Below are 20,181 nucleotides of genomic sequence, written 5' to 3' on the forward strand. Positions count from 1 at the left end.
TGAGAAGGGGCCTATGCCCTTAGAGCTAGAAATTAACTACAGTTTTCAAAGGCTACTGGAAAAGAGCCGTTCCGTATCCGGTAGGCTGGTCGCGCGCCAACTAACATTCATTATAGATTCGTTTCTCCGGACCCGATACGAAAAGATCTCAGGCATTTTGGGTAAGGGAGATCAGCTCGCTTTGGTTGCATTAGGCGGCTACGGGCGAATGGAGTTTGCACCGTATTCGGATGTAGACTTGCTCTATCTACATAACGGGATATCCGAGACGAAACTGTATGAGATCATTTCCTCGATCAATACATACCTGTACAATTCTGGAATGCAAGTAGGTCATACTTGTAGGACTATTAAAGAATCCTTTAAATACTTGGACGATATGTCCAGTTTTCACGCGGTTTTGGACAGCCGTTTCTTAATAGGCTCTTCAGCACTGTACCAAAAATACCAAACCGAATTCCTGGCAAAGATTCCGATCAAGTACATAGATCGATACAACCAGGCCAAGGAAGCCCAACTCTCCGAAAGATTTTTGAGAGAGGATAGGCCGATACTTTTATCTGAACCGAATTTGAAATTGGATCTGTGCGGTCTAAGAGACATTCAATACGCATATTGGATGGAAAAATCTCTCAGACAAATCCCTTCCTTGGGTGGCCTGGCAATTCTTCCGGTATTTCAAAGAGGGGAAGTACAACTCTTACAAGAAGCGTACGACTTCTTGTTACGAGTTAGGATTGCCTTACATGTTGTCACAGGCCGAAAGTTGGATCGCCTGGATCTGAATCTGCAACCCGAAGTCGCCGAATATTTAGGCTTTGGGAGCAAGGACGAACTACAGACGATAGAAAGGTTTATGAATGTTTTATATGGACACCAAAAAAACTGCTTCTTTGTTCTAAGGACCTATCTCGATTCGATTATCGAGAGGAGGAAGTCTGGCCAGGGAGAACCAATCGCTTCCGAAGGAATTTCCTTTTATAAGATTGAGAATTTGGTGTTTCCTCCAGTAGAAGGGAACTTGTTTGCCGATCCTCACACCTTATACAGGGATGTGATTCGGACTTTTAGGATGATCCAAGAAACAGGGCTGCTGGTTTCCGGAACTTTATTAAACGAAATCCGATTTGCTTCTAACTTTCTAAACGACGACTTTCGATATTCGGCCGAAGTGAATGGAGAATTTTTAAGAATACTCCGAGACAGAAGAGACAGGGGAAGAGTGCTCAAGTTGATGCACGAATGTCAGGTGCTCGGCGCCATTATGCCGGAATTTGGTGCTTGCACAAACTTTCCTTTGTTTAGCTATCATCACGAATTTACTGTTGACGAGCATACACTTTTGATTTTGCACGAACTCGATAGACTGGATCGCGGAGAATTTGAAGATCCAGAAATATTAGAAGTTTATAAAGAATGCTCCAAGACTGAAATTTTGGCTCTCGCGGTTCTTTTGCACGATGCCGGAAAAGTAAAAGAAGGAGATCACTCTGAATATGGTGCTGAGCTGGCTGTCGCGGTCGGAGACAGGTTAGGCCTTTCGGATGAAGATACTGACTTATTCCGATTCCTTGTAGAAAAGCATATCCTAATGTCTGAACTCTCCTCTAAGCGAGACATTTCGGATCCCGGACTGATTCAGAATTTTGCAAGTACTGTAGGAACCGTTGACAGACTTAGGTTGCTTTATGTGCTTACGATTATCGATACAAAATCCGTAGGCAATAACGTACTTACGAACTGGAAAAAATCGATTCTAAATCATCTTTTCATGAATACGATGGATTACTTCCGTTCGATGGATGGGCCGAAGGACGATGGCGAAGCCGATTCCAAAAGATCAGCTTGGAAGAAAAACGTTGAATCCTATCTGATAGAAAGAGAAGGGCAAGAGCCACATGTGGCTATCGCGGCTTCCGAATTCGCAAATCAAGTGATTCCACCGAATTACTTAAACACAGTTTCGAATCGGAGAATATTAAAACATTTTAAAATGATTGTCACTTTGGGACAGGCCGAAGATTCCAAGTTGTCCTTTGATTCTGAACGGGATCCCGCGTTTGTCACTGTAGAAGTCGTAAGTAAAAATATTCCGGAAATTTTACTCGATCTATGTTGTTCAGTTTCTTCCGAAGGTTTGAATCTAGTTGGAATGAAGAGTTATGCTTTTGCAGAATATCAGATCCACGTTCTCCAGATTACGGATTCCTCAGGTAGCGGTAATTTTTCTGCGGATAGGCTTTTGAAAATAGAGAGCAAACTGCAAAAAATGGCGAAGGGAGAACTGCAAAGAGACAGCATTGCTTTCGCTAGAACTGAATGGAATCCAAGGAAGGCCATTCCGGAAAGCATGATCAATCGTTCCGTACGTTTTTCTAATGTGGACCTTTCGGACACTACGATTATGGAAGTTCGTATGCCGGATATGGTTGGTCTTCTATACCGCATTCTAAGAAAAGTTTTCGAATTTGACCTTAAGGTTTCTTACCTCCGAGTCTCTACATCCGCTGATTATGCCTATGATTCCTTTTATATTCAAACAAAGGATGGAGAACAGGTTACAGATTCGAATCTATTGTCAACTCTGGAGTCCCGAATCCTAGGAATTCAGGCCACGGAAAGCGTGACAGGCGAGCTCGTGTTTTAAAAATGGTTCACGAAGAGGGTTTGATGGCCTTCTTTCTCATTCCATTAGAAAAACGGAAACCAGGCATTGGAAAAGAAGGCGAAACCTAAGACCACCGTCAAAAAAAAATCAAATCCGGATTGGTGGAAAGAAGCAGTTGTATACCAAATTTATCCCAGAAGTTTTCGGGATTCCAATGGAGACGGAATCGGAGACTTGGAAGGTATCATTCAAAAATTGGATTACCTGAATGATGGAACTCCGAATTCTCTGGGAGTTGATGCAATCTGGTTATCCCCGATCTATCCATCTCCAATGTTCGACTTTGGTTACGATATTTCGGACTACGAAAACATAGATCCTGTTTTCGGTAATATAGATACCTTTAAAAAACTACTAAAGGAAGCGCATAAAAGAAAGATCCGGGTGATCATGGATCTTGTTGTAAACCACACTTCTCATCTTCATCCATGGTTTTTGGAGTCCAAATCTTCTAAAAGCAACCCCAAGAGAAATTGGTACATTTGGAAAGAACCTGTGAATGGTGGACCTCCAAATAACTGGATGGGTACTTTTGGAGGAAGGGCGTGGACTTTAGATGAAGAAACCGGGCAATATTATTATCATTCTTTTTTATCCCAGCAACCGGATTTGAATTGGAGAAATCCGGAAGTGGAAAAAGCAGTATTCCAGATGATTAAGAAATGGCTCGATCTAGGAGTGGACGGCTTTCGCCTAGACGTAGTCAACTTATACATTAAGGATTCTGAATTTAGAAGCAACCCTCGCAAGCGTTGGCTAGCTCGGCCATTCGATAGACAGGACCACGTTTACGATAGAGACAGGCCCGAGATGCATGGAATACTCAAGGATCTACGTAGGGTTCTGGATTCTTACGGCGATCGTATGTCCGTGGGAGAGGTGATGATGGAACCTCCTGGAACCAGCTCGCTTCCGGCGTCTTATTACGGTGAAAAAGGCGATGAATTGCACATGGCTTTTAACTTCGCTTTCTTTCACACTCCATGGAAAGCAGAGAAATTCAGAGACGTAATCAAAGAATGGGAAAAGTGCCTGAGAGATAAAGGGTGGCCAAATTATACATTAAGTAATCATGATTTTCGCCGCCATATTTCTCGTTACCGAAACGGTCTGGAAACGAATGCTCGTGCAAAGATCGCAGCGCTAATGCTCTTAACTTTGCGCGGAACTCCCTTTTTATATTACGGGGAAGAACTCGGGATGATGGATGAAAGAGTTCCGAAAAAGAGAATTCAAGATCCAGTTGGAATCAGGTATTGGCCTCTTTATCCGAGCAGAGACAATTGTAGGCTGCCGATGTGCTGGTCGGGAGATGTTTACGGAGGATTTGGATCCGCTGATCCTTGGTTGCCTGTATATTCTCAGTACGGTTCCGTGAATGTAGAAACACAATCTCGAACGATCAATAGTTTGTTGAATTTTTATCGAAAATTGATTTGGATCCGAAAGAAAAATGAAATTCTACGAAAAGGCAGTCTGGCTCTGGATTACGATTCTCCTCCTGGCGTATTGCAGTACACCAGAGAATATGAGAAAAAGAAATGTTTGGTCATTTTAAATTTCGAGAATGAATCCAAGAAGATCGTAGCTAACGCGAATCGAACTGCACAAGTAGTTATATCGACACATCGCAAGCCGGAAAAAATGGAAATACCGGTTGTGTTCGAAATCGCTCCGTACGAAGGTCTTGTGCTTCAGTATTGAACTTGATTCCGTACATCTATATGCAAAAAGTTTGAACACTGTTTAGACAGTGCTTCATGAGCTTTTTATACCTATTCCGATTCCCTAAAAATGCTGGGCATAATTTTAGCTACCTGATATAAACAAAATTCTAAGCGGTTTCAATAATTGCTAAGGAGAAATACATGCAAGTTCCACAAGGACTAGCATCCAATCCAGGATTAGCGCCATACGACGTTTCAAACTATAAAGGGAATCGAGGAAAAAATTTTTACGATGCAGACAAGGTGCTGCAGAGAGTCTTAGAAAGATATTCTGCGGAATATTCCTCTGAGCATAAGAGAGCCATGTTGGATCACGTTAGAGGTTATGGTGAGCTTGTGGGAGGAATTCTAGACGAGCTGACGGAGGCGAGTCATAAAGAAGGAAAGTATGGAGAGGTTGTTAAATTCGACAGAACTGGGAATCGAATTGACGAAATCGTTTACTGCAACGAGCAAAAGCTTTCTCGAAAAATTTCCTACGAATACGGAATTGTAAATTTAGATTTTCATGATGAATGGAAATATCCTTTTACGGATCTTCATAGATCTGCCTTGGCTTATCTTGCCAATCAAAATGGAGAGGCTGGAGTCAATTGTCCTCTTGCGATGACTGAGGGAATGATCCAAGTTTTACAAGCGATCGGAACCGAAGAGCAAAAGCGAAAGTATTTGCCTTTAGTCGCTGGTAAAGGATCTAATTCCCATTTTATGGCTGGTCAGTACGTGACCGAAAGAGTCGGCGGAAGTAATGTGGGGGCAAATCGGACAATTGCCAGAAAGGGGCAAAATGGAAAGTGGATCCTAAACGGTGAGAAATGGTTTTGCTCGAATCCAGGAGATCTTTGGGTAACTACCGCCAAGATTGAGGGTTCAGAAACAATCGGCCTTTTTCTAGTCCCTCGGGTTAAGGAAGATGGTACGCTAAACGGACATCATATATTAAGGAAAAAGGATATAATCGGATCTAGAGGAAAGCTAACTGTCGAAATCGTTTATGATAACCTTGAGGCTGAAGCCTTAGGACGCCCTTCTCATGGAATTGCAAACTTGATACGATATGTAATTCGAACAAGCAGAGTTCACGTAGCTTTGGCAGCCGCTGGCATGTCTAGAAGAGCGTTCATGGAGGCTTTTGAATACTCCAAGTTTCGGACTGCCTATGGCAAAAAAATTAGAGATTTTGGTGCATACGCCAGGGAATTGGCGGAATTAAAAATTCTTTATGCATCTATTGTGCTGCCATTGTTCAGAGGAATCGCTTGGTCAGGGTCTTCCATTTTGGCAGAGCAGTTGGCAACTCCTCTTTTAAAATACAAATCCTCTTCCTTGTCTACTCAGATCACTCACAGAGCAATTTTAGCTCTTGGAGGTTCGGGGATCGTTGGGGATTATACCTGTTTGCCTAGACTTCATAACGATTGTATAATTAATGAGACCTGGGAAGGAACTCATTTAATTATTACAGACCATGCGTTAGGTGCGATGAATCGGAAAAAGATTCGTGACTCCTTTGTTTTACTTACAAGCGAACAGTTTAATCGTGCGAGTAAGTTTCCTGAGTTGCGCCAAGCATCGGAGGTGGGTAACTGGTTGTTATCAAAATGGACTAACTTGCTCGAAAACCAAACGAGAGAATGGAAAGAAGCTTTTCGAGTGGATCTATCGGATCTTGCCTATGGCGCATTAGCGCTAGCAGAGTTTTTGGAACAATCGCTCTACGATAGGGATTCTGGATCAAAAACTTCTATCTTCGATAATTTTGCAAAAGGGTATGTGAATCATCTTTACAGAACCATTCCAGGGATTCCTGGCGATTTCGATTCTACCTCTTTGGATTTGGAGGAAGTAAATCAAATTATAGAGTGGTAATTCTATATTATATTTTTGTATAATTCAAATTTGCTTGGAAAGAGTCTACGTTGACAGGCATAGATCTTCAGAACCTGCGTCCTTTCGATCAGACGCAGGGCGATCGGCTTCGGTCAGGCCAAATGCTGGCCGAAAATTTTCTCCATCTGTGTAGCAGGAATTGCACCGGAAATCCTTTCTGCAACCTTTCCGTTCTTAAATAGAATCAGCGTAGGAATTCCCTGGATTCCATAGTTCCCTGCGATTTCCGGTTTTTCATCTGTATTTACCTTCACAACAGTAACTTGGCCCTTATGAGACTGAGCGAACTTTTCTAGTTCTGGGGCGACCATTTTACAGGGTCCGCACCAAGGAGCCCAGAAGTCCACAAGTATTGGCTTATCGTGAGATTTAATCAGTTCTTCGAAAGATGTCGGTAGTGCATTGTCCATATGTTGATTAGACATGAATACTCTAGGGGGTATATCGGATTTGCGCTTTTTTTATCTTTTTTGTTTGGATTTGATCTGTAAAGTTCCAGCCTCTAAAGAACACCGGCTGTGAAAAATAGTGAACAACTTGTCATTTACAGGATTAATTCTTGTATTTCTTCGTTGAATCGATTCTTTGCCAGTAGATGAAACGCTTGCGACTGTTCGCGGAATTTCATCTGCTTAAGGTGGGATTATGAAGGAAATCAAAGGAAAAACAGCATTAGTTACTGGAGCATCGGAAGGGATCGGAAAAGCAATCGCATACAGACTTGCAAAGGAAGGATGCAAAGTCATTTTGTTAGCAAGAAGCAAAGAGAAGCTTCAGGCAGCGGTGAACGAAATAAAGAGTGAAGGCTACCAAGCTGAACTTCTTGTCTGCGACTTAACGAATATTGAAAAAGCGGTTTCTACGGTAAGCGATTTCATAATAAAGAATCCGATTGATATTTTGGTGAATAATGCTGGAACCGGAACTTTCAAGCCAATGGATTTATCCAGTCTAGAAGAGGTTTTGATTTCTACAAAGGTTCCCTTAGCTGCTAGCATTGCGATGATTCATACGATTCTTCCTTCGATGATAAAAAGAGGAAGCGGTCATATTCTCAATCTAACAAGCCCAGCCGGTTACATTCCATTTGCTTACATGACTCCATACGTGGCTTCGCGGCATGCAATCGTAGGATTGTCCCTTTCTTTGAGGGAGGAACTTTTGAAAAAAGGCATAGAAGTTTCTCTTATCTGCCCGGGACAAGTGGATACAGGATATTTTCAGAGAAACGATGCCGACGTTCGCTATTTTCCTAGAATCGAACAGATCATACCGACACTCACAGTGGAAAGGGTAGCAGACAAGGCGATCGCTGCGATTCGGAAAAACAAGCGGGAAGTTATTTTTCCCTGGATTCTTTGGTTTATGCTTCGCTTCTATCAGACTTTACCAAGATTCACGCATCTGTTTTTGAAATCCTTAGGCTTAATGAGTCCGAGACGAAAAGTTTGAGGTATAAGTTAGTAAGAAATCGAAAAATTTTTCATTGTTGTTTCGGAGAATAAGATTTTGATCCCGATTCTGACTTATAAATGAAAAGTTAAGAGGTGCTTTGTTTGCTAGCGAAAAATCAAATCTATTTGTTAGGGCTCTTATTTCTTTTGCCTGGCATATCTTTAAGAGCTCAGACGATTCACTCAAAATTCGGTCGTGCTTGGTTTTTGCCGCAGTACCCACTCTCTCAAATTGAGAATCCGGAAATTCCTTCTTCACCTCTTCGAGGAGGTGATAAGGAGGAAGGGAACTCATCGACTGTCGAGAGCAAGCCCGGCTCTATGATTAGTCCCATAACGCCTCCACCGACTCACGCACCGAAATATTTTTCCTTAAATCCTGGAGTAACTTTAGAAAGCGTTACTGTAGATATTTCTGGTCGCGGTAACAATGCCACCATGACCCAAGCAGGTCCTGGTAAATCAACTTGGATGTTAGATATAAAATCCAAGGATTTTCAAATCGGAGAATGGTATGGAATTCATTTGTTACTTCACAATTCCAGCTTTGATCTAAACAATCAATTCGTTCCAAAGCCTCCGAGTGGACCTTCCACTTCGGATTCCGGAGGCAGTAGCAGCGGAAGTACTTCCAATACCAGTCCGACTGGTTCCGGAGACAGAGTTAAAGCAGATTTAAATACAAGAATGGAAGGCGTATATTCGATGGCCATTCCCATATTCTATTTAGGTAAATCTAATTCTGATTCGTTTCGCTTCGGATTAGGAGTAGGCCCGAGTCAAGTTCGCCTAAATGGGAATGTGGATTTTTCAAATCCGCTTGTTAATTTGGCAATCGGTCTAGGTGATTCTTCAAATCGTACATTATTCTTAAATAATATTTCTGCAATTCAGTTCGGTTTAGGAAATGTAAACCCAAGCACAGGAGATCCAGTCGTTACTTATTTACTCGCGAACTTAAGTACGGGAAACAATCTTGAGTTATTGGGATTGTACTTGGCCTCCAAAGGACTTCTTCATCCAGATCCTTTTGCATTGGGAGTGCTTGCAATGAATCCCGGACTCTACACTCCGTTGGAAGCACTTACGATCGGAAGTTTAGCCCGGACTCAGGTGAGCTTTTCGGCCAGTACGTTTACTTCATTCTTATTTTTCTTTGAGACACCTAGAATCTTCGATATTGTGAGATTTCGATTAGCTTTTGGCGGACCTATCTTTCATCAAAACGGGTACACTTATGAATTTAGAACTTTTCACCTAGCGCTCTATGTGCCGGTCGAGTTTTAGTATTTCAGGGAGATTAACGTAAAATCAAATCTGTTTTTTGATTCGAGTTCCGTTGCTTCGTTTATCCGAGTAGGCTTCTTAGGGCTCCTTCTAAATTCGGATAGCGAAACTTATATCCAAATTCCATAATATGCTTCGGAATCACTCTCTGTCCATGAGTGGCGACGAACGCGCCTTCGCCTAACACGGTGTTGAGTATAAAAGAAGGTACTTTAAAAATGGAAGGCCTGTTCAAAATTTTGCCTAAAGCTTTACTAAAATCATAATTGCTAACTGCTTCAGGTGAAGCTAGATTAAAAGCTCCTTTTGCTTCTTCCCGCTTTAGTAGATAAAGTATAATAGAAAGTTGGTCTTCGATGTGGATCCATGACATGACTTGGTTTCCGGTCCCGAGTGGACCTCCTGCGAACAAACGAAAAGCCGGAAGCATCGCTGACAAAGCCCCGCCCTCTGTAGTAAGTACAATTCCAGTCCGAAGTAAAACGGTTCTGATTCCGATCGATTCTGCCTTTCGAGCTTCGGATTCCCAGTCTTGACAAAGCGTGGCCAGCCAATCGCTTCCTGCAGGACTGGACTCCGAAAAAGGAGGAGTAGCAGATTCAAATCCACCGTAGTAACCGATTCCGGACGCATTCATTAAAGTTTTTGGACCTTTGCTTCCCAGTTCTGCTAAGACGTCCACTAGTTCTCGTGTATAGTCTACTCTCGAAGATCGGATTACTTCCTTATATTCGGGGGTCCATCGAGCACCTACGACTGGAGCTCCTACTAAATTGATAAGGACCTTGACACCTTCTAAATCAATTTTACTAGGAATGCTTCCCAATCGGACATCCCATTCGGACATACGCATCAATCTAGACGGTAACTTGCCACTTCTACTAAAGATTCTGACGTCATAACCTTCTGCGCGGAGGCGCAATGCAAGAAGTGATCCGATTAATCCTGTACCGCCTGTAATTCCAATAAGCATGCAATTATCCGTCCAAAATTGTTTCTAAAAGGTTACTAAAAAATTTTTTGCTTAAGTGACTTTCTTGAGCATTCTTTCTTAAGGGATCAGTTCCGACAAGAAGAAAGGAAATCTAAGTTGCACCGATTTGGTATAATGCAATTCTGCACTAAGTTCCAGTATGAAATATTTCTCAATTTCCAAACTGATTTCATTTTTGTTTCTTTCCTTTTTGATCCTAGCAAATCTATACCTCGCTATAACTACCAGGGAAAAAATGCAGGTGTATCAGTCTAACCCTCCTTTTCTGAGGTTTGATTTTACAGATTCTTATTTGGAGGATAGAAGTTCGCAAATCTTTCATCTAGTGGATGGAAAATTGGATTCTACCTGGAAAAAACTTAGGAACTCACCGCAACAGGCTGATTTTGATTTAGAACTTCGGCTGACTCATACGTTGCAGGAAAAAATATATGTCCCCAGGAAATGGAAGGCGGTTCAAGTGATTGCCTGTTCCAAGAATGCACCCCCGCTGGAACTTTCCCTTATTTTGCGGGAATCCATCAATGTGGATAAGGAATCTAGGTTACCCAAGGATCAAATCGTAAAGAGAGTAACTTTAGATTTTCGGAATTCAGAAAAAGAAACAATTCAGATTACAGAAAATTTCACCAATGTTCCACAAACAGATTATCCAAAAGGAATATTTATTTGGTCGGTCCAGGGATCTTTTGAGCAAGTAGGGCCTGAAGTTTGTCTTAGAGAAATCCAATTAGTTGAATGAGCCGGAGAAAGCTTCGGTGGAGAAGGCGAGTGAAAAAGCAATAGTTTTTCAACTATAGATGTAGGAGCTCCTACAGGGGATTCAATAAAATAAGAGGCTTGAAAAAGACCGATTTTTGTGGAATATGGCCGAAGTCCACCACACCGGCCCCCGCCCAGGAAGGGCGGGGAGACCCAAATCACAATTTGCATTTCCAATAGTCGCGCGACTAAAAGAAGCGATGTCTATTAACATCTATTGATATCAGACTACATTCAAAACGATCTTTCCAGTAGTGCTACGATTTTCTAACAGAGAATGTGCCTCTCCGATTTTATCCCAAGGTAATTCCTTGCTGATAACAGTTTTTAGTTTCTTGCTTTTGAACAAGGACAAAAGATTATTCATCTCCTGATTGAATAGCTCCGTGTTTTCTTTAGCAACGCGGAGCATATTAACTCCATAAAAGCCCTTACTGTTGAGCATAAGATCTATCATCGAAAGAGTGAGCATGCTGATCAACTGAGGAACAATTGAGAACATTTTTCCAAAGCTTCTATCCGAAAATGCAGAAGCTCCAAAGCCCACAACTCTTCCGTGTGGTTTAATCAAAGAGAGGTCCTTCTTAAAAAAGGCGCCACCGACAGAATCCAAAACTATGTCGATCTTTTCACCTTTCGTAATTCTTAATATTTCCTTAACGTAGTCGTGTGATGTATAGTTAATCGGATGGTCTACACCGCTCTTCTTTAGTAGCTTTAATTTTTCGGCTGATCCCGCCGTTCCGAATATCTCAGCGCCGACGAGCTTGGCCAACTGAATCGCGGCCAATCCGACCCCGCCAGCGGCAGCGTGAATTAGTATTTTACTCCCTTTTAATAGGGTTCCTGTTTCGTGTAACGAATGCCAGGCGGTCACAAAGTTAACCGGTATAGAAGCGCCTTGTGCGAAGGTCATACCTGCCGGCAGAGGAAAGCAAGTCATCTCGCTAGCAATTGCAAGTTCTGCGTAGCCGGAGAATAAAGTCAGAGCTAATACCTTCTGCCCAGGCTTAAATTTCTTTACACCACTCCCGACCGACTTGACGATTCCGGCGACTTCATAACCCGGAACAAAGGGCATTTTAGGCGCATCATTGTACTGGCCTTTTCTCGCGACTATATCCGCAAAGTTTAGGCCGAACGATTTGACTTGGATTAATACTTCTCCCTTTTGGGGTTTAGGATCCGGCCAATTCTCAATTTTAAGTTCAGATGCTTTACAAGGTTTTCTAATTGGTATTGCACGCATTATGGTTCCTTCCTCTTGAAATATTCAACAAAGCTTATTGAATATTCCTTTTTTCTATTTCAATGATTCAGAAAATTCACAACCATCTTGCATATCGATGTTTGCTGCAATCAATAAAGTGATTTCAAGTGCGATTCGTATATTTTCTAATCCAAAACCCGCGGAACTCGATTTTATTCAAGTCGCTTAACAATATAGGAATCAACCGTTTCTCAATTCTGCGAGCACGGATGGCAGGGTATTTACTCCCCAATGTTCAAAGTATTTGCCATTTCGAAGTCTTACGATATCAATAACGTCTATCCGTACATTCTTGTTTGTAGGCGGAATCCCCATGATTTCTCCCTTATGGGTTCCGAGGATTGCCTTTCTTGTTGTTACTTTGTCGCCTTCAGCAATCTGATCATAGATTTCTACTCGAAGATCCGGAAAAGCCGGTCTCAATATATTGTTAAAAGTATTGAACATTCCTTCCGGTCCGTTAGATCCTTCTGGGGCAGTTCGATTGACAAAATCAGGATCGAAAATCTCCCGAAATGTCTGGGAGTTTCCGTCTTCAATAACTTCCTTGTTAAAGCGAATTACAATTTTCTTATTTTCTAACAGTTGATCCATAGCTTAAGTCTGAAATTCGTCCCTAAACTTACAAGTCAAATCTATAAATGGGACATATTAAGAAACTAACAATACTTGTGTATGACCAGTAATAGGTAGACAAAATCCCGATTTTTCTTTTTAAATAGAGCGGTTCTTGGGATAGAAAAGCGGCCACTGCAGGTATTTTATATATATATAATATATTTGGTGCGAATTATTTTCCTATGCCAACTTGGCGAACGTTTATGGATCATTCTGACACAAACAGTAAATTTGTTAAACCGGGCTTGTCAGAGGAGCTGGATAGAGAAATTCAAAGACGTATACTGGCGGAGGAGGAACTAGAGGAAAGTAAAGAGCAGTTTCGCCAGCTGACAGATGCTATTCGAGAAGTCTTTTGGATGGTAGATCCGGAGCAGACGCAGATATTTTATATTAGTTTAGGCTACGAGGAGATTTGGGGTAGGTCACGTGAAAGCTTGACTCAGAATCCACGCTCATGGCTCGATTCAATTCACCCGGAAGACAAAGAAAGAGTAAGGCAGAGCTCATTTGATAAACTCGTTACTGGTAATTACAGCGAGGAATACCGAATTATAAGACCAGACGGATCGATACGATGGATACGAGATAGGGGCTTTCCAATTCGAAATTCAAAAGGAGAAATCTTTAGATTTGCCGGTTTGGCTGAAGATATCACTGCGAATAAAGAAAAGGAGCAGAAGTTAAAGGAAAACGAAATCTACAGAAGAGAAATGGAACTCCAGCTAATCCATGCCCAGAAATTGGAGGGGCTGGGGACGCTCGCGAGCGGTATTGCCCACGATTTTAACAATATTCTTACGATTATAACCGGACACATTTCCGTCTTAGAGAACTTCCGATCAGATTATGATAGGTTTTCCAAGAGCATGCAAGCCCTGAAAATAGCTACTCAGAGAGGGATCTCCTTAACTCGACAGCTACTTACTTTTGCCAGAAAAAGCGACTTTAGCCTGGGGCCGACTCAGGTGAACGATATTGCATTAGAAATTTATGAAACTTTAAGTGAAACCTTTCCAAAAAACATAAAAATCGTAACGGATCTCCAAGAAGATCTTCCATTTGTTTTGGCTGATGCCAGTCAAATCCATCAAGTTTTATTGAACCTTTGCGTAAACTCTAAAGACGCTATGCCGAGCGGTGGAAAATTGTGTATTCGGACCCATTCAACTCCATTCGAGAATATCCATGACAAGCTCTTACGAAAAATCGCAGACGAGTTTGTAGTAATAGAAATTGAAGATTCTGGTTTTGGAATAGATGAATCGATTCAGCAGAAAATATTCGATCCATTCTTTACCACAAAGGACATAGGCAAAGGAAGCGGATTAGGTTTGTCTCTTGCTTATAGTATTATCAGTAATCACCAAGGAAGAATCAATGTAGCCTCCGAACCGGGAAAAGGTACGATCTTTTCGATCTACTTGCCTGCACCTGAAATCCTTTCTAAAATAAATACGGAAGAAGAGCAAATCGCGAGAAGAATTCCGAGAGGAACAGAAACTATATTATTAATTGAAGATGAAGAAATGGTTCTGGATTTGCTGAGCTCGAATCTAGAGGAAAGCGGCTACACGGTTTTAAAAGCTAAAGACGGAGCCGAAGGCATTACGATGTTTTCTCAGCACCAAAAAGAAATTTCCATTATTATCACAGATCTAGGCTTACCGACAATCGACGGAAGGGAAGTCGCTAAGTTGGTCAAAGCGATTCATCCGAAAATGAAACTTATCCTTACCAGTGGTTCCTTTGAGCCGGGAATTATTTCCGAAATGAGGGCGCTTGGAGTGCTTACCTGCGTGCAAAAGCCCTTCCAAATGGATGAAATGTTGATTAGCATTCGGAATGCTTTGGATGCATGAAAGCTGTATGTCTGGAATTTGAGGGAGGATGGGTGAACGACGGGGCTCGCCGTTACGCAGTCGTCCGTCGTGGCCGACTAAGCTCCACGGCGTCTCGATCTTGCCTCGACACATCGTGTGTCTCGGACGCGATCCTTTACGCTCCCTATGGGTCGCTATGATCGCTTTCAAGATCTCGCTTCGAGCCCCTGAATGAAATTGTGTTTGGAATGATTAGATTTGGAATTTGAGGGAGGAAGATGGGTGAACGACGGGGCTCGAACCCGCGACAGCCAGAACCACAATCTGGAGCTCTACCAACTGAGCTACGCTCACCGTATTTGACCCGAGAGGGATTCGAACCCCCGACCGACTGCTTAGAAGGCAGTTGCTCTATCCAGCTGAGCTACCGAGTCGATCCCTCGATCTCGGGATGACTGGATTTGAACCAGCGACCCTCTGTACCCAAAACAGATGCGCTACCACTGCGCTACATCCCGAATTCGGATTCCATGTTTTCCACGGAGGCCGCATTGTCAAGCTCCTTGTTCGCTGCTTTGAGAGAGATTTTTCAGATGTTCTAGAATCGTATCGTTGGAACTCGCACCCTGAAGAGCTTTCAAAAAGGCTTTTCGTGCCTCTTCGGTTTTTCCCAATTTAGCAAGAAGCACTCCGAACGAATCCAAATAGGCAGGATTCTCCGGGGAAAGCTGAAGCGCCTTTCTTAAACTATCGATCGCGATTTTGAGTTCCTCATTGTTCGGGGATCTATCGTTCAAAAGCAGGTATCCTAAAGAATTCAGGCTGTTCTTGTGTTCGGGCTGTAGTCTCAAAATTCTCATATGAGTTTCTATGGCAGCACCGACCTCGCCAGATTTTTCTTGAGCACTGGCTTTCAAAGATAACAGCATAATATCGTCGACCGCGAGCTTTAATCTTTCTTCGGTTTTTTCCAGCGCTTCTTTATACTTTCCAATCTCGATCAGAGAATAGATCTCCATTCTGAAAACATTGTCTCGCTCATAAAAACGCGGAAACTCCAAGAGTAATTCCTCCAGAACGGATACACACTTGTTGTGGTTCCCTGTTCTAGAGCAACAGACCGCAAAGTTGTACAACAATTCTGGATCCTTTCCTTTTTCGGAAATCTCACGGTCGATCAAAGTGATCGCAAACGTATAATTCTCCTTTAGAATTTCGGAATATATCCTTCTTTTTGGAGGAATGCTGGAACTTTTCGGAGGCTTTGATTCCTTTTTATCCAAAGCTTGGCCCTTGCTTATTTTATTTTACTCGGTGAGATAGTGACTGTTTTAGCTTCTGGAGAGAAACATGAGAAGTCTGATCCAGGCTCAATGGAGTCAGTGGTATTTTGCCCGAATAATACGCAGTGAAGTCGGTCCCTTCTTCATGATGGTACCCGAGAATAGAACCGCCCAAAGAAAAATCGGAAATTCCTCCGATGATCGAGCTTGTAGAATATGTATCTGTATAGGTTCTAACTCCTAGTCTAGCAATTTCTATTTTAGAAATTTCAGGTTTGATATTAGGAGGAACGTTGAAGTTATAAACGGTTCCCGGGTTTAACTTATCCGCAAAGGTCTTAATGAATTCTTTAATCAGTTGTGCTTCCGGATAATAATCATAACCGCTTTGCATGTTTCCGGAACTGATTGCAATCGACAATTTTTTATGAATCGCACCATGTCTTGCCGCCCCAACAGTCCCGGAGTAATGAACGTCGTAGCCCATATTGACCCCGCGATTGATTCCGGATAAGACCAGATCCACTTCGGGAAAAATATTACCGTGCAAACCGATATTCACACAGTCAACAGGATAGCCATCCACAATGTAATGGTTATCATTTACTTTCTCGACCCTAAGTGTATCATAAATACTTAAAGCCATGGAAGTGGCAGATCTTTCTTTTAAAGGAGCAATCAGAAAGGTTTTATGTTCCGGTCCAAGAATTTTTTCTAAAGCGAGGATTCCTTGGGACGAAATTCCGTCGTCGTTGGTGATAAGTATATTCATAGTTAAAGTTGCGAACTTACCGATCGATCTATTGAAACACTGCGCTGAAAGAAGACACTAAACTGAAATACATGGTCAGAGGAAAAAAGAAAGTCACTATAAAAGTTCCTAAATTAAAAAACACAGCATCTTTCCATTTTAGATCGTATAAGTACATGGTTCCTCGAATCAACACTGCGGTGAAGAATCCATAGTGTACCGTATACAACGTGAATATTCCAAATCCACCTGAAAGTCCTAACTGCGAGAGTAGGACTGACCAAGCAGCAGCGGTGAGGAACACTACGATGGATAGCTTTACGAAAACGAACGTGATCTTCGAGTGCCCTTTTCTATCCCTCTGTTGCGCAAAGCCATCGATCACGAAAGCAAGCAAATAGGGGAGAAGGCTAAAGAAAAGAAAATGACCGATCGCACCCGATATCAGAAATCCAAAACTTCTGTTTGTGTAAGGTGGAGAAATCAGTACGAATGCAGCACCCATACTTATAGATGAGATGAGCGTTATCAAGCTTGCTAAAATTTTTAACGACCTTGGCTCCCAAGTAGAAAGAAGAGATTCCGCGCGGAAGGGCTCGAATAGTATACAGTCGATCAGATCGATACTTCTTACAAAAAAAATCTTAAGCATAATTGCTCACCAACGGATAGACTCTGGATACAATACTAAAACCGGAGAACGTCTTAATTCGTTTAATAACGCTTTCTCGGAGGAAAAGCCGTTCATCTTGGATTGCAAGAGTTGAAAAAACCGATCCAAAGGATTGTGCTCTTCTTCGTATAAAGGAAGTGTTCCATCGTAGTTGCAAAGCTTTGATAATTCAGAAAGGGCTTCTCTTCTGCCTCCGATATCATCGACTAATTTGTTTCTGAAAGCATCGTGTCCGGAATAGATTCTTCCTTCCGCAAGTGCTTGAACGAATTTTACGGTTTGGTTTCTGCCTTTGGAAACATCTTCGATGAATTCTTCATAGGTGTCGGATAACATTTTCTGAATCATATCATCTTCTTCCGCAGTATTGTCCCTAAAAAGGGAAAGAGAATCCTTGTACTTTCCTTCCTTAAAGGTTCTTACTTTGACGCCGTATCGATCCAATAGTCCTTTTATATTCGGAGCGATCGCGATCACTCCGATCGAACCAGTAATCGTACCGCCTAACGCATAAATTTTATCCGCAGCTGCGGCGATATAGTAGCCCCCGGATGCTGCGATATCTTTCATGGACACCACGATTTTGATATTTTTGTCCTTTCTCAGGTGCATCAATTCTCGATAGATTTCCTGAGATGCTCCTACAGATCCCCCGGGTGAGTTGATTTCGATTAAGACTCCTACAATATTCGGATCTTCTTCAATCGATCTAAGTTGTTCCAGGATTGTATCTGCTCCTGTGCTCTCAAAAGTAGAATGTCCGGAGTGAATTTCTCCGTCGATTTTGACCAGGGCGGCACCAGTCCTAGAAGTACCCAATCCTGGACGACCTTCTAATCTAGTGAGTCTGGACGGAGTGACATTCGATACAAGATTGATTAGTCCGACGAACAACGAAAGAACTGCAACTACGAAAGTGACTGCTAAAGCTATACGATTTCGATCCACAGTAAAAGGGGAATCCTTTAGGCTCCGGCTGTCAATGAATTAGCAGGGGAAGAAACTCTGTTTACGATTTGAAAGATAAATTCCTCCGAAATTTTTTCCCCCGTAATCAAAAATCGAAAATAGATCGGACCCAAAAGCATAGATATTGTCTCCGAGTCGTTCCTTAAATTCCCACGGTCTAAAATCTCGATCAGTAAGGACCTACGCTCTGTATCCAATTCTCGCACTAGGCGTTTGAGTTGCGGTTGAGAAGGCAATTCAGAAACCAGCCTTCGGATCGCTTTTCCTGCGAAAGAATTTTCCAACATGTTTGCAGTATTGCCCAATAAAATGCACAAATCTTTGATCGGATCCCCGGTATTCGGCGCTTTCGGATTTGTCTGTTGAAAAGCCATTCGAATCGCGTCTACGACCAGCTCAGATTTTCCTTTCCATCTTCGATAGATCGCAGCCTTTCCGGTTTTTGAGACAAGTGCAACGTCGTCTAGAGTCATACCAGAAAATCCTTTAGATGCTAGAATTGCAGGCACGGCCTTCAAAATCGCACTCTCAGTATCCGAAGAAAAAGGCCGACCTCTCTTCTTAATTTTTACTGTTTTCGAAGGCAACGTAAGCGTCCTCGATTCCGAAAAGCGTATCTTTCAGCAGGAAATAAGGATGCCCGAAAACAATCGTGTCCCTCAATTCCTCCCAAAGAAAGTGATACTTTTCAATATCATTATATTCGCAAAGTGCGATATCTGTATATCCGTGTCCGATAGCGTCCGAATCCAGCCACCGTACGCTTACATCTGGATACTTGGATAAGATCGTTCGTAACGGGGTCATAATTTCATTCCGAGTTTTACGATCTAGAGCCAACCAAGCAGGCTGGGCTTCGAGCAAAACCATGCTCACATAGCGCAGAGATTTTTTCATGAATTCCAATAATTACGGAACTTGTTAGTATCGTAAATATAAAATTACCGTATCGGAGGAAAAACCGGAAAGAAAATACGCAACGCTTGTCTGGGTCTCCTGTTTTATGTCCGTCTTCCGGATGCTATTGACTTTCTTTTAAAATGCAGTTAAAGTTAGTACCTTCTGCAAGAGGCACCGGCTATGGACCGTTCTGACTTTCTTGGAACCTGGATTATGGACCCGAAGGGAACCAAATACGAATTTGGCCCGATTCCAATGGGCGGGGAGTATAGTGTTCAGGCAGAAGATAACGCCTATATCGTAAGCATGCAGTATCTTGACGAGGATCAGCAAAGTCAAGAGATCGTATATCATCTGGTGGAAGGAGAAAATAATTTCAACGGATTAAGAGTAATCCTGGAATTCAAGGCTCCGGATCGCATGGTTACCGATATTTTTTCGGAAGAAGGAAAACTTTTGAGCTCTTCTATTAGAGAAATTGAATCGTTGGACGGACGTAAGTCTCTTCGTGTTACTCAGAGCGGTTTCAAATCCGATGGAAGCGGCTATAACAACGTCTTAATTTTTAGAAAACAGATATAAGGATTTTTGTTTCGTATGGTGAAACGAGCTCTTTTGGTGGTAGCGCTCCTGGTGGGAGCTGCAAGCTTGTACAAGTATCTTTCCTCTAACTGTATCGAGGGTAATTGCGAATCAGGGTATGGAATTAAGGCTCGTCCCGGTTCTTATAGATATGAAGGAGATTTTAAGAGCGGTTTAGCACATGGAAAGGGCTCTTTGATTTTGGAATCAGGAGAATCTTACGAAGGAGAATGGGCTTTTGGTAGGAAAGAAGGAAAAGGCACATATCGTTATATAGACGGTTCTTCTTATATAGGAAGTTGGTCCAACAATATGAGGAATGGCGAAGGAACTTTGTTCGATTCTGACGGTAAAGTTTCCTATCAAGGAAAGTGGAAAGACGGAAATCAAATGAATTCATATTGAATCGTATCCGATTTGATATGATCCCGCAATCGTGGGAATTAATACTTTCTGCGTATCAAAACTCAAAAGAATCATAAAAATAAAATAAATAATAGAGTAATATTATTCGATAGTAGAACATAAAA

General features: G+C 42.1%; 19 protein-coding genes and 3 tRNA genes. 9 read left to right on the forward strand and 13 right to left on the reverse strand.

The window, feature by feature from the left end; genetic code table 11:
- The first annotated feature begins 13 nt into the window (after positions 1–13).
- From CH373_RS02655 to CH373_RS02665, 3 genes are all read left to right on the forward strand, one after another.
- Positions 14–2,647: a [protein-PII] uridylyltransferase family protein gene (locus CH373_RS02655; RefSeq protein WP_100712396.1), complete on the forward strand. Its 2,634-nt coding sequence runs from the start codon at positions 14–16 to the stop codon at positions 2,645–2,647.
- 66 nt (positions 2,648–2,713) lie between these two features.
- A complete protein-coding gene (locus CH373_RS02660) occupies positions 2,714–4,372 on the forward strand; it encodes an alpha-glucosidase (protein ID WP_100712397.1) in 1,659 nt (552 codons plus the stop codon).
- Positions 4,373–4,536: 164 nt separating this feature from the next.
- Positions 4,537–6,264: an acyl-CoA dehydrogenase family protein gene (locus CH373_RS02665; RefSeq protein ID WP_100712399.1), complete on the forward strand. Its 1,728-nt coding sequence runs from the start codon at positions 4,537–4,539 to the stop codon at positions 6,262–6,264.
- Between the two features lie 113 nt (positions 6,265–6,377).
- Here the strand turns inward: CH373_RS02665 and trxA are convergent, their stop codons facing one another.
- Positions 6,378–6,695, reverse strand: a complete 318-nt coding sequence (gene trxA, locus CH373_RS02670; protein WP_100712401.1) for a thioredoxin — start codon at positions 6,693–6,695, stop codon at positions 6,378–6,380.
- Between the two features lie 235 nt (positions 6,696–6,930).
- Here trxA and CH373_RS02675 point away from each other — a divergent pair, with 235 nt between their 5' ends.
- Positions 6,931–7,737, forward strand: coding sequence for an SDR family NAD(P)-dependent oxidoreductase (locus CH373_RS02675; protein ID WP_100712402.1), 807 nt, complete (start codon positions 6,931–6,933; stop codon positions 7,735–7,737).
- A gap of 104 nt (positions 7,738–7,841) precedes the next feature.
- The gene (locus CH373_RS02680; RefSeq protein WP_100712404.1) at positions 7,842–9,026 is read left to right on the forward strand and encodes a hypothetical protein; all 1,185 of its coding nucleotides are present in this window, start codon (positions 7,842–7,844) and stop codon (positions 9,024–9,026) included.
- 61 nt (positions 9,027–9,087) lie between these two features.
- On the opposite strand, the gene CH373_RS02685 is transcribed toward CH373_RS02680, so the two are convergent.
- Positions 9,088–9,999: a TIGR01777 family oxidoreductase gene (locus CH373_RS02685; RefSeq protein ID WP_100712405.1), complete on the reverse strand. Its 912-nt coding sequence runs from the start codon at positions 9,997–9,999 to the stop codon at positions 9,088–9,090.
- A 160-nt stretch (positions 10,000–10,159) separates the two neighbouring features.
- On the opposite strand from CH373_RS02685, the gene CH373_RS02690 reads away from it, so the two are divergent.
- On the forward strand, positions 10,160–10,762 hold the full coding sequence (locus CH373_RS02690) for a hypothetical protein (RefSeq protein ID WP_100712406.1): 603 nt from the start codon (positions 10,160–10,162) through the stop codon (positions 10,760–10,762).
- A gap of 243 nt (positions 10,763–11,005) precedes the next feature.
- On the opposite strand, the gene CH373_RS02695 is transcribed toward CH373_RS02690, so the two are convergent.
- Both CH373_RS02695 and CH373_RS02700 read right to left on the reverse strand, forming a co-directional pair.
- On the reverse strand, positions 11,006–12,031 hold the full coding sequence (locus CH373_RS02695) for a quinone oxidoreductase family protein (protein ID WP_100712408.1): 1,026 nt from the start codon (positions 12,029–12,031) through the stop codon (positions 11,006–11,008).
- A gap of 201 nt (positions 12,032–12,232) precedes the next feature.
- Positions 12,233–12,646 carry an ester cyclase gene (locus CH373_RS02700; RefSeq protein WP_100712410.1) on the reverse strand — a complete coding sequence of 138 codons (414 nt, stop codon included), beginning with the start codon at positions 12,644–12,646 and terminating at the stop codon, positions 12,233–12,235.
- A 227-nt stretch (positions 12,647–12,873) separates the two neighbouring features.
- Between CH373_RS02700 and CH373_RS02705 the strand changes: the two genes are divergently transcribed.
- Positions 12,874–14,532, forward strand: a complete 1,659-nt coding sequence (locus CH373_RS02705; RefSeq protein WP_165778765.1) for a hybrid sensor histidine kinase/response regulator — start codon at positions 12,874–12,876, stop codon at positions 14,530–14,532.
- A gap of 242 nt (positions 14,533–14,774) precedes the next feature.
- Here the strand turns inward: CH373_RS02705 and CH373_RS02710 are convergent.
- From CH373_RS02710 to CH373_RS02750, 9 genes are all read right to left on the reverse strand, one after another.
- Positions 14,775–14,847, reverse strand: a tRNA-His gene (locus tag CH373_RS02710).
- A 6-nt stretch (positions 14,848–14,853) separates the two neighbouring features.
- Positions 14,854–14,927 (reverse strand) — tRNA-Arg (locus CH373_RS02715).
- A 12-nt stretch (positions 14,928–14,939) separates the two neighbouring features.
- Positions 14,940–15,011, reverse strand: a tRNA-Pro gene (locus CH373_RS02720).
- A 36-nt stretch (positions 15,012–15,047) separates the two neighbouring features.
- Positions 15,048–15,776, reverse strand: coding sequence for a tetratricopeptide repeat protein (locus CH373_RS02725; RefSeq protein WP_100712413.1), 729 nt, complete (start codon positions 15,774–15,776; stop codon positions 15,048–15,050).
- A 19-nt stretch (positions 15,777–15,795) separates the two neighbouring features.
- Positions 15,796–16,548 carry a 5'/3'-nucleotidase SurE gene (gene surE, locus CH373_RS02730; RefSeq protein ID WP_100712415.1) on the reverse strand — a complete coding sequence of 251 codons (753 nt, stop codon included), beginning with the start codon at positions 16,546–16,548 and terminating at the stop codon, positions 15,796–15,798.
- 28 nt (positions 16,549–16,576) lie between these two features.
- Positions 16,577–17,179: a hypothetical protein gene (locus CH373_RS02735; protein WP_100712416.1), complete on the reverse strand. Its 603-nt coding sequence runs from the start codon at positions 17,177–17,179 to the stop codon at positions 16,577–16,579.
- A gap of 6 nt (positions 17,180–17,185) precedes the next feature.
- On the reverse strand, positions 17,186–18,019 hold the full coding sequence (gene sppA / locus CH373_RS02740; protein ID WP_423789751.1) for a signal peptide peptidase SppA: 834 nt from the start codon (positions 18,017–18,019) through the stop codon (positions 17,186–17,188).
- A gap of 146 nt (positions 18,020–18,165) precedes the next feature.
- Positions 18,166–18,678 carry a TetR/AcrR family transcriptional regulator gene (locus tag CH373_RS02745; protein ID WP_279305855.1) on the reverse strand — a complete coding sequence of 171 codons (513 nt, stop codon included), beginning with the start codon at positions 18,676–18,678 and terminating at the stop codon, positions 18,166–18,168.
- Positions 18,679–18,730: 52 nt separating this feature from the next.
- Positions 18,731–19,066, reverse strand: coding sequence for a darcynin family protein (locus tag CH373_RS02750; protein WP_100712420.1), 336 nt, complete (start codon positions 19,064–19,066; stop codon positions 18,731–18,733).
- Between the two features lie 183 nt (positions 19,067–19,249).
- Here CH373_RS02750 and CH373_RS02755 point away from each other — a divergent pair, with 183 nt between their 5' ends.
- Positions 19,250–19,651: a hypothetical protein gene (locus tag CH373_RS02755; protein WP_100712421.1), complete on the forward strand. Its 402-nt coding sequence runs from the start codon at positions 19,250–19,252 to the stop codon at positions 19,649–19,651.
- Positions 19,652–19,666: 15 nt separating this feature from the next.
- The gene (locus tag CH373_RS02760) at positions 19,667–20,056 is read left to right on the forward strand and encodes an MORN repeat-containing protein (protein WP_100712422.1); all 390 of its coding nucleotides are present in this window, start codon (positions 19,667–19,669) and stop codon (positions 20,054–20,056) included.
- The last annotated feature ends 125 nt before the right edge of the window (positions 20,057–20,181 follow it).

Source organism: Leptospira perolatii (assembly GCF_002811875.1).
GTDB lineage: Bacteria > Spirochaetota > Leptospiria > Leptospirales > Leptospiraceae > Leptospira_B > Leptospira_B perolatii.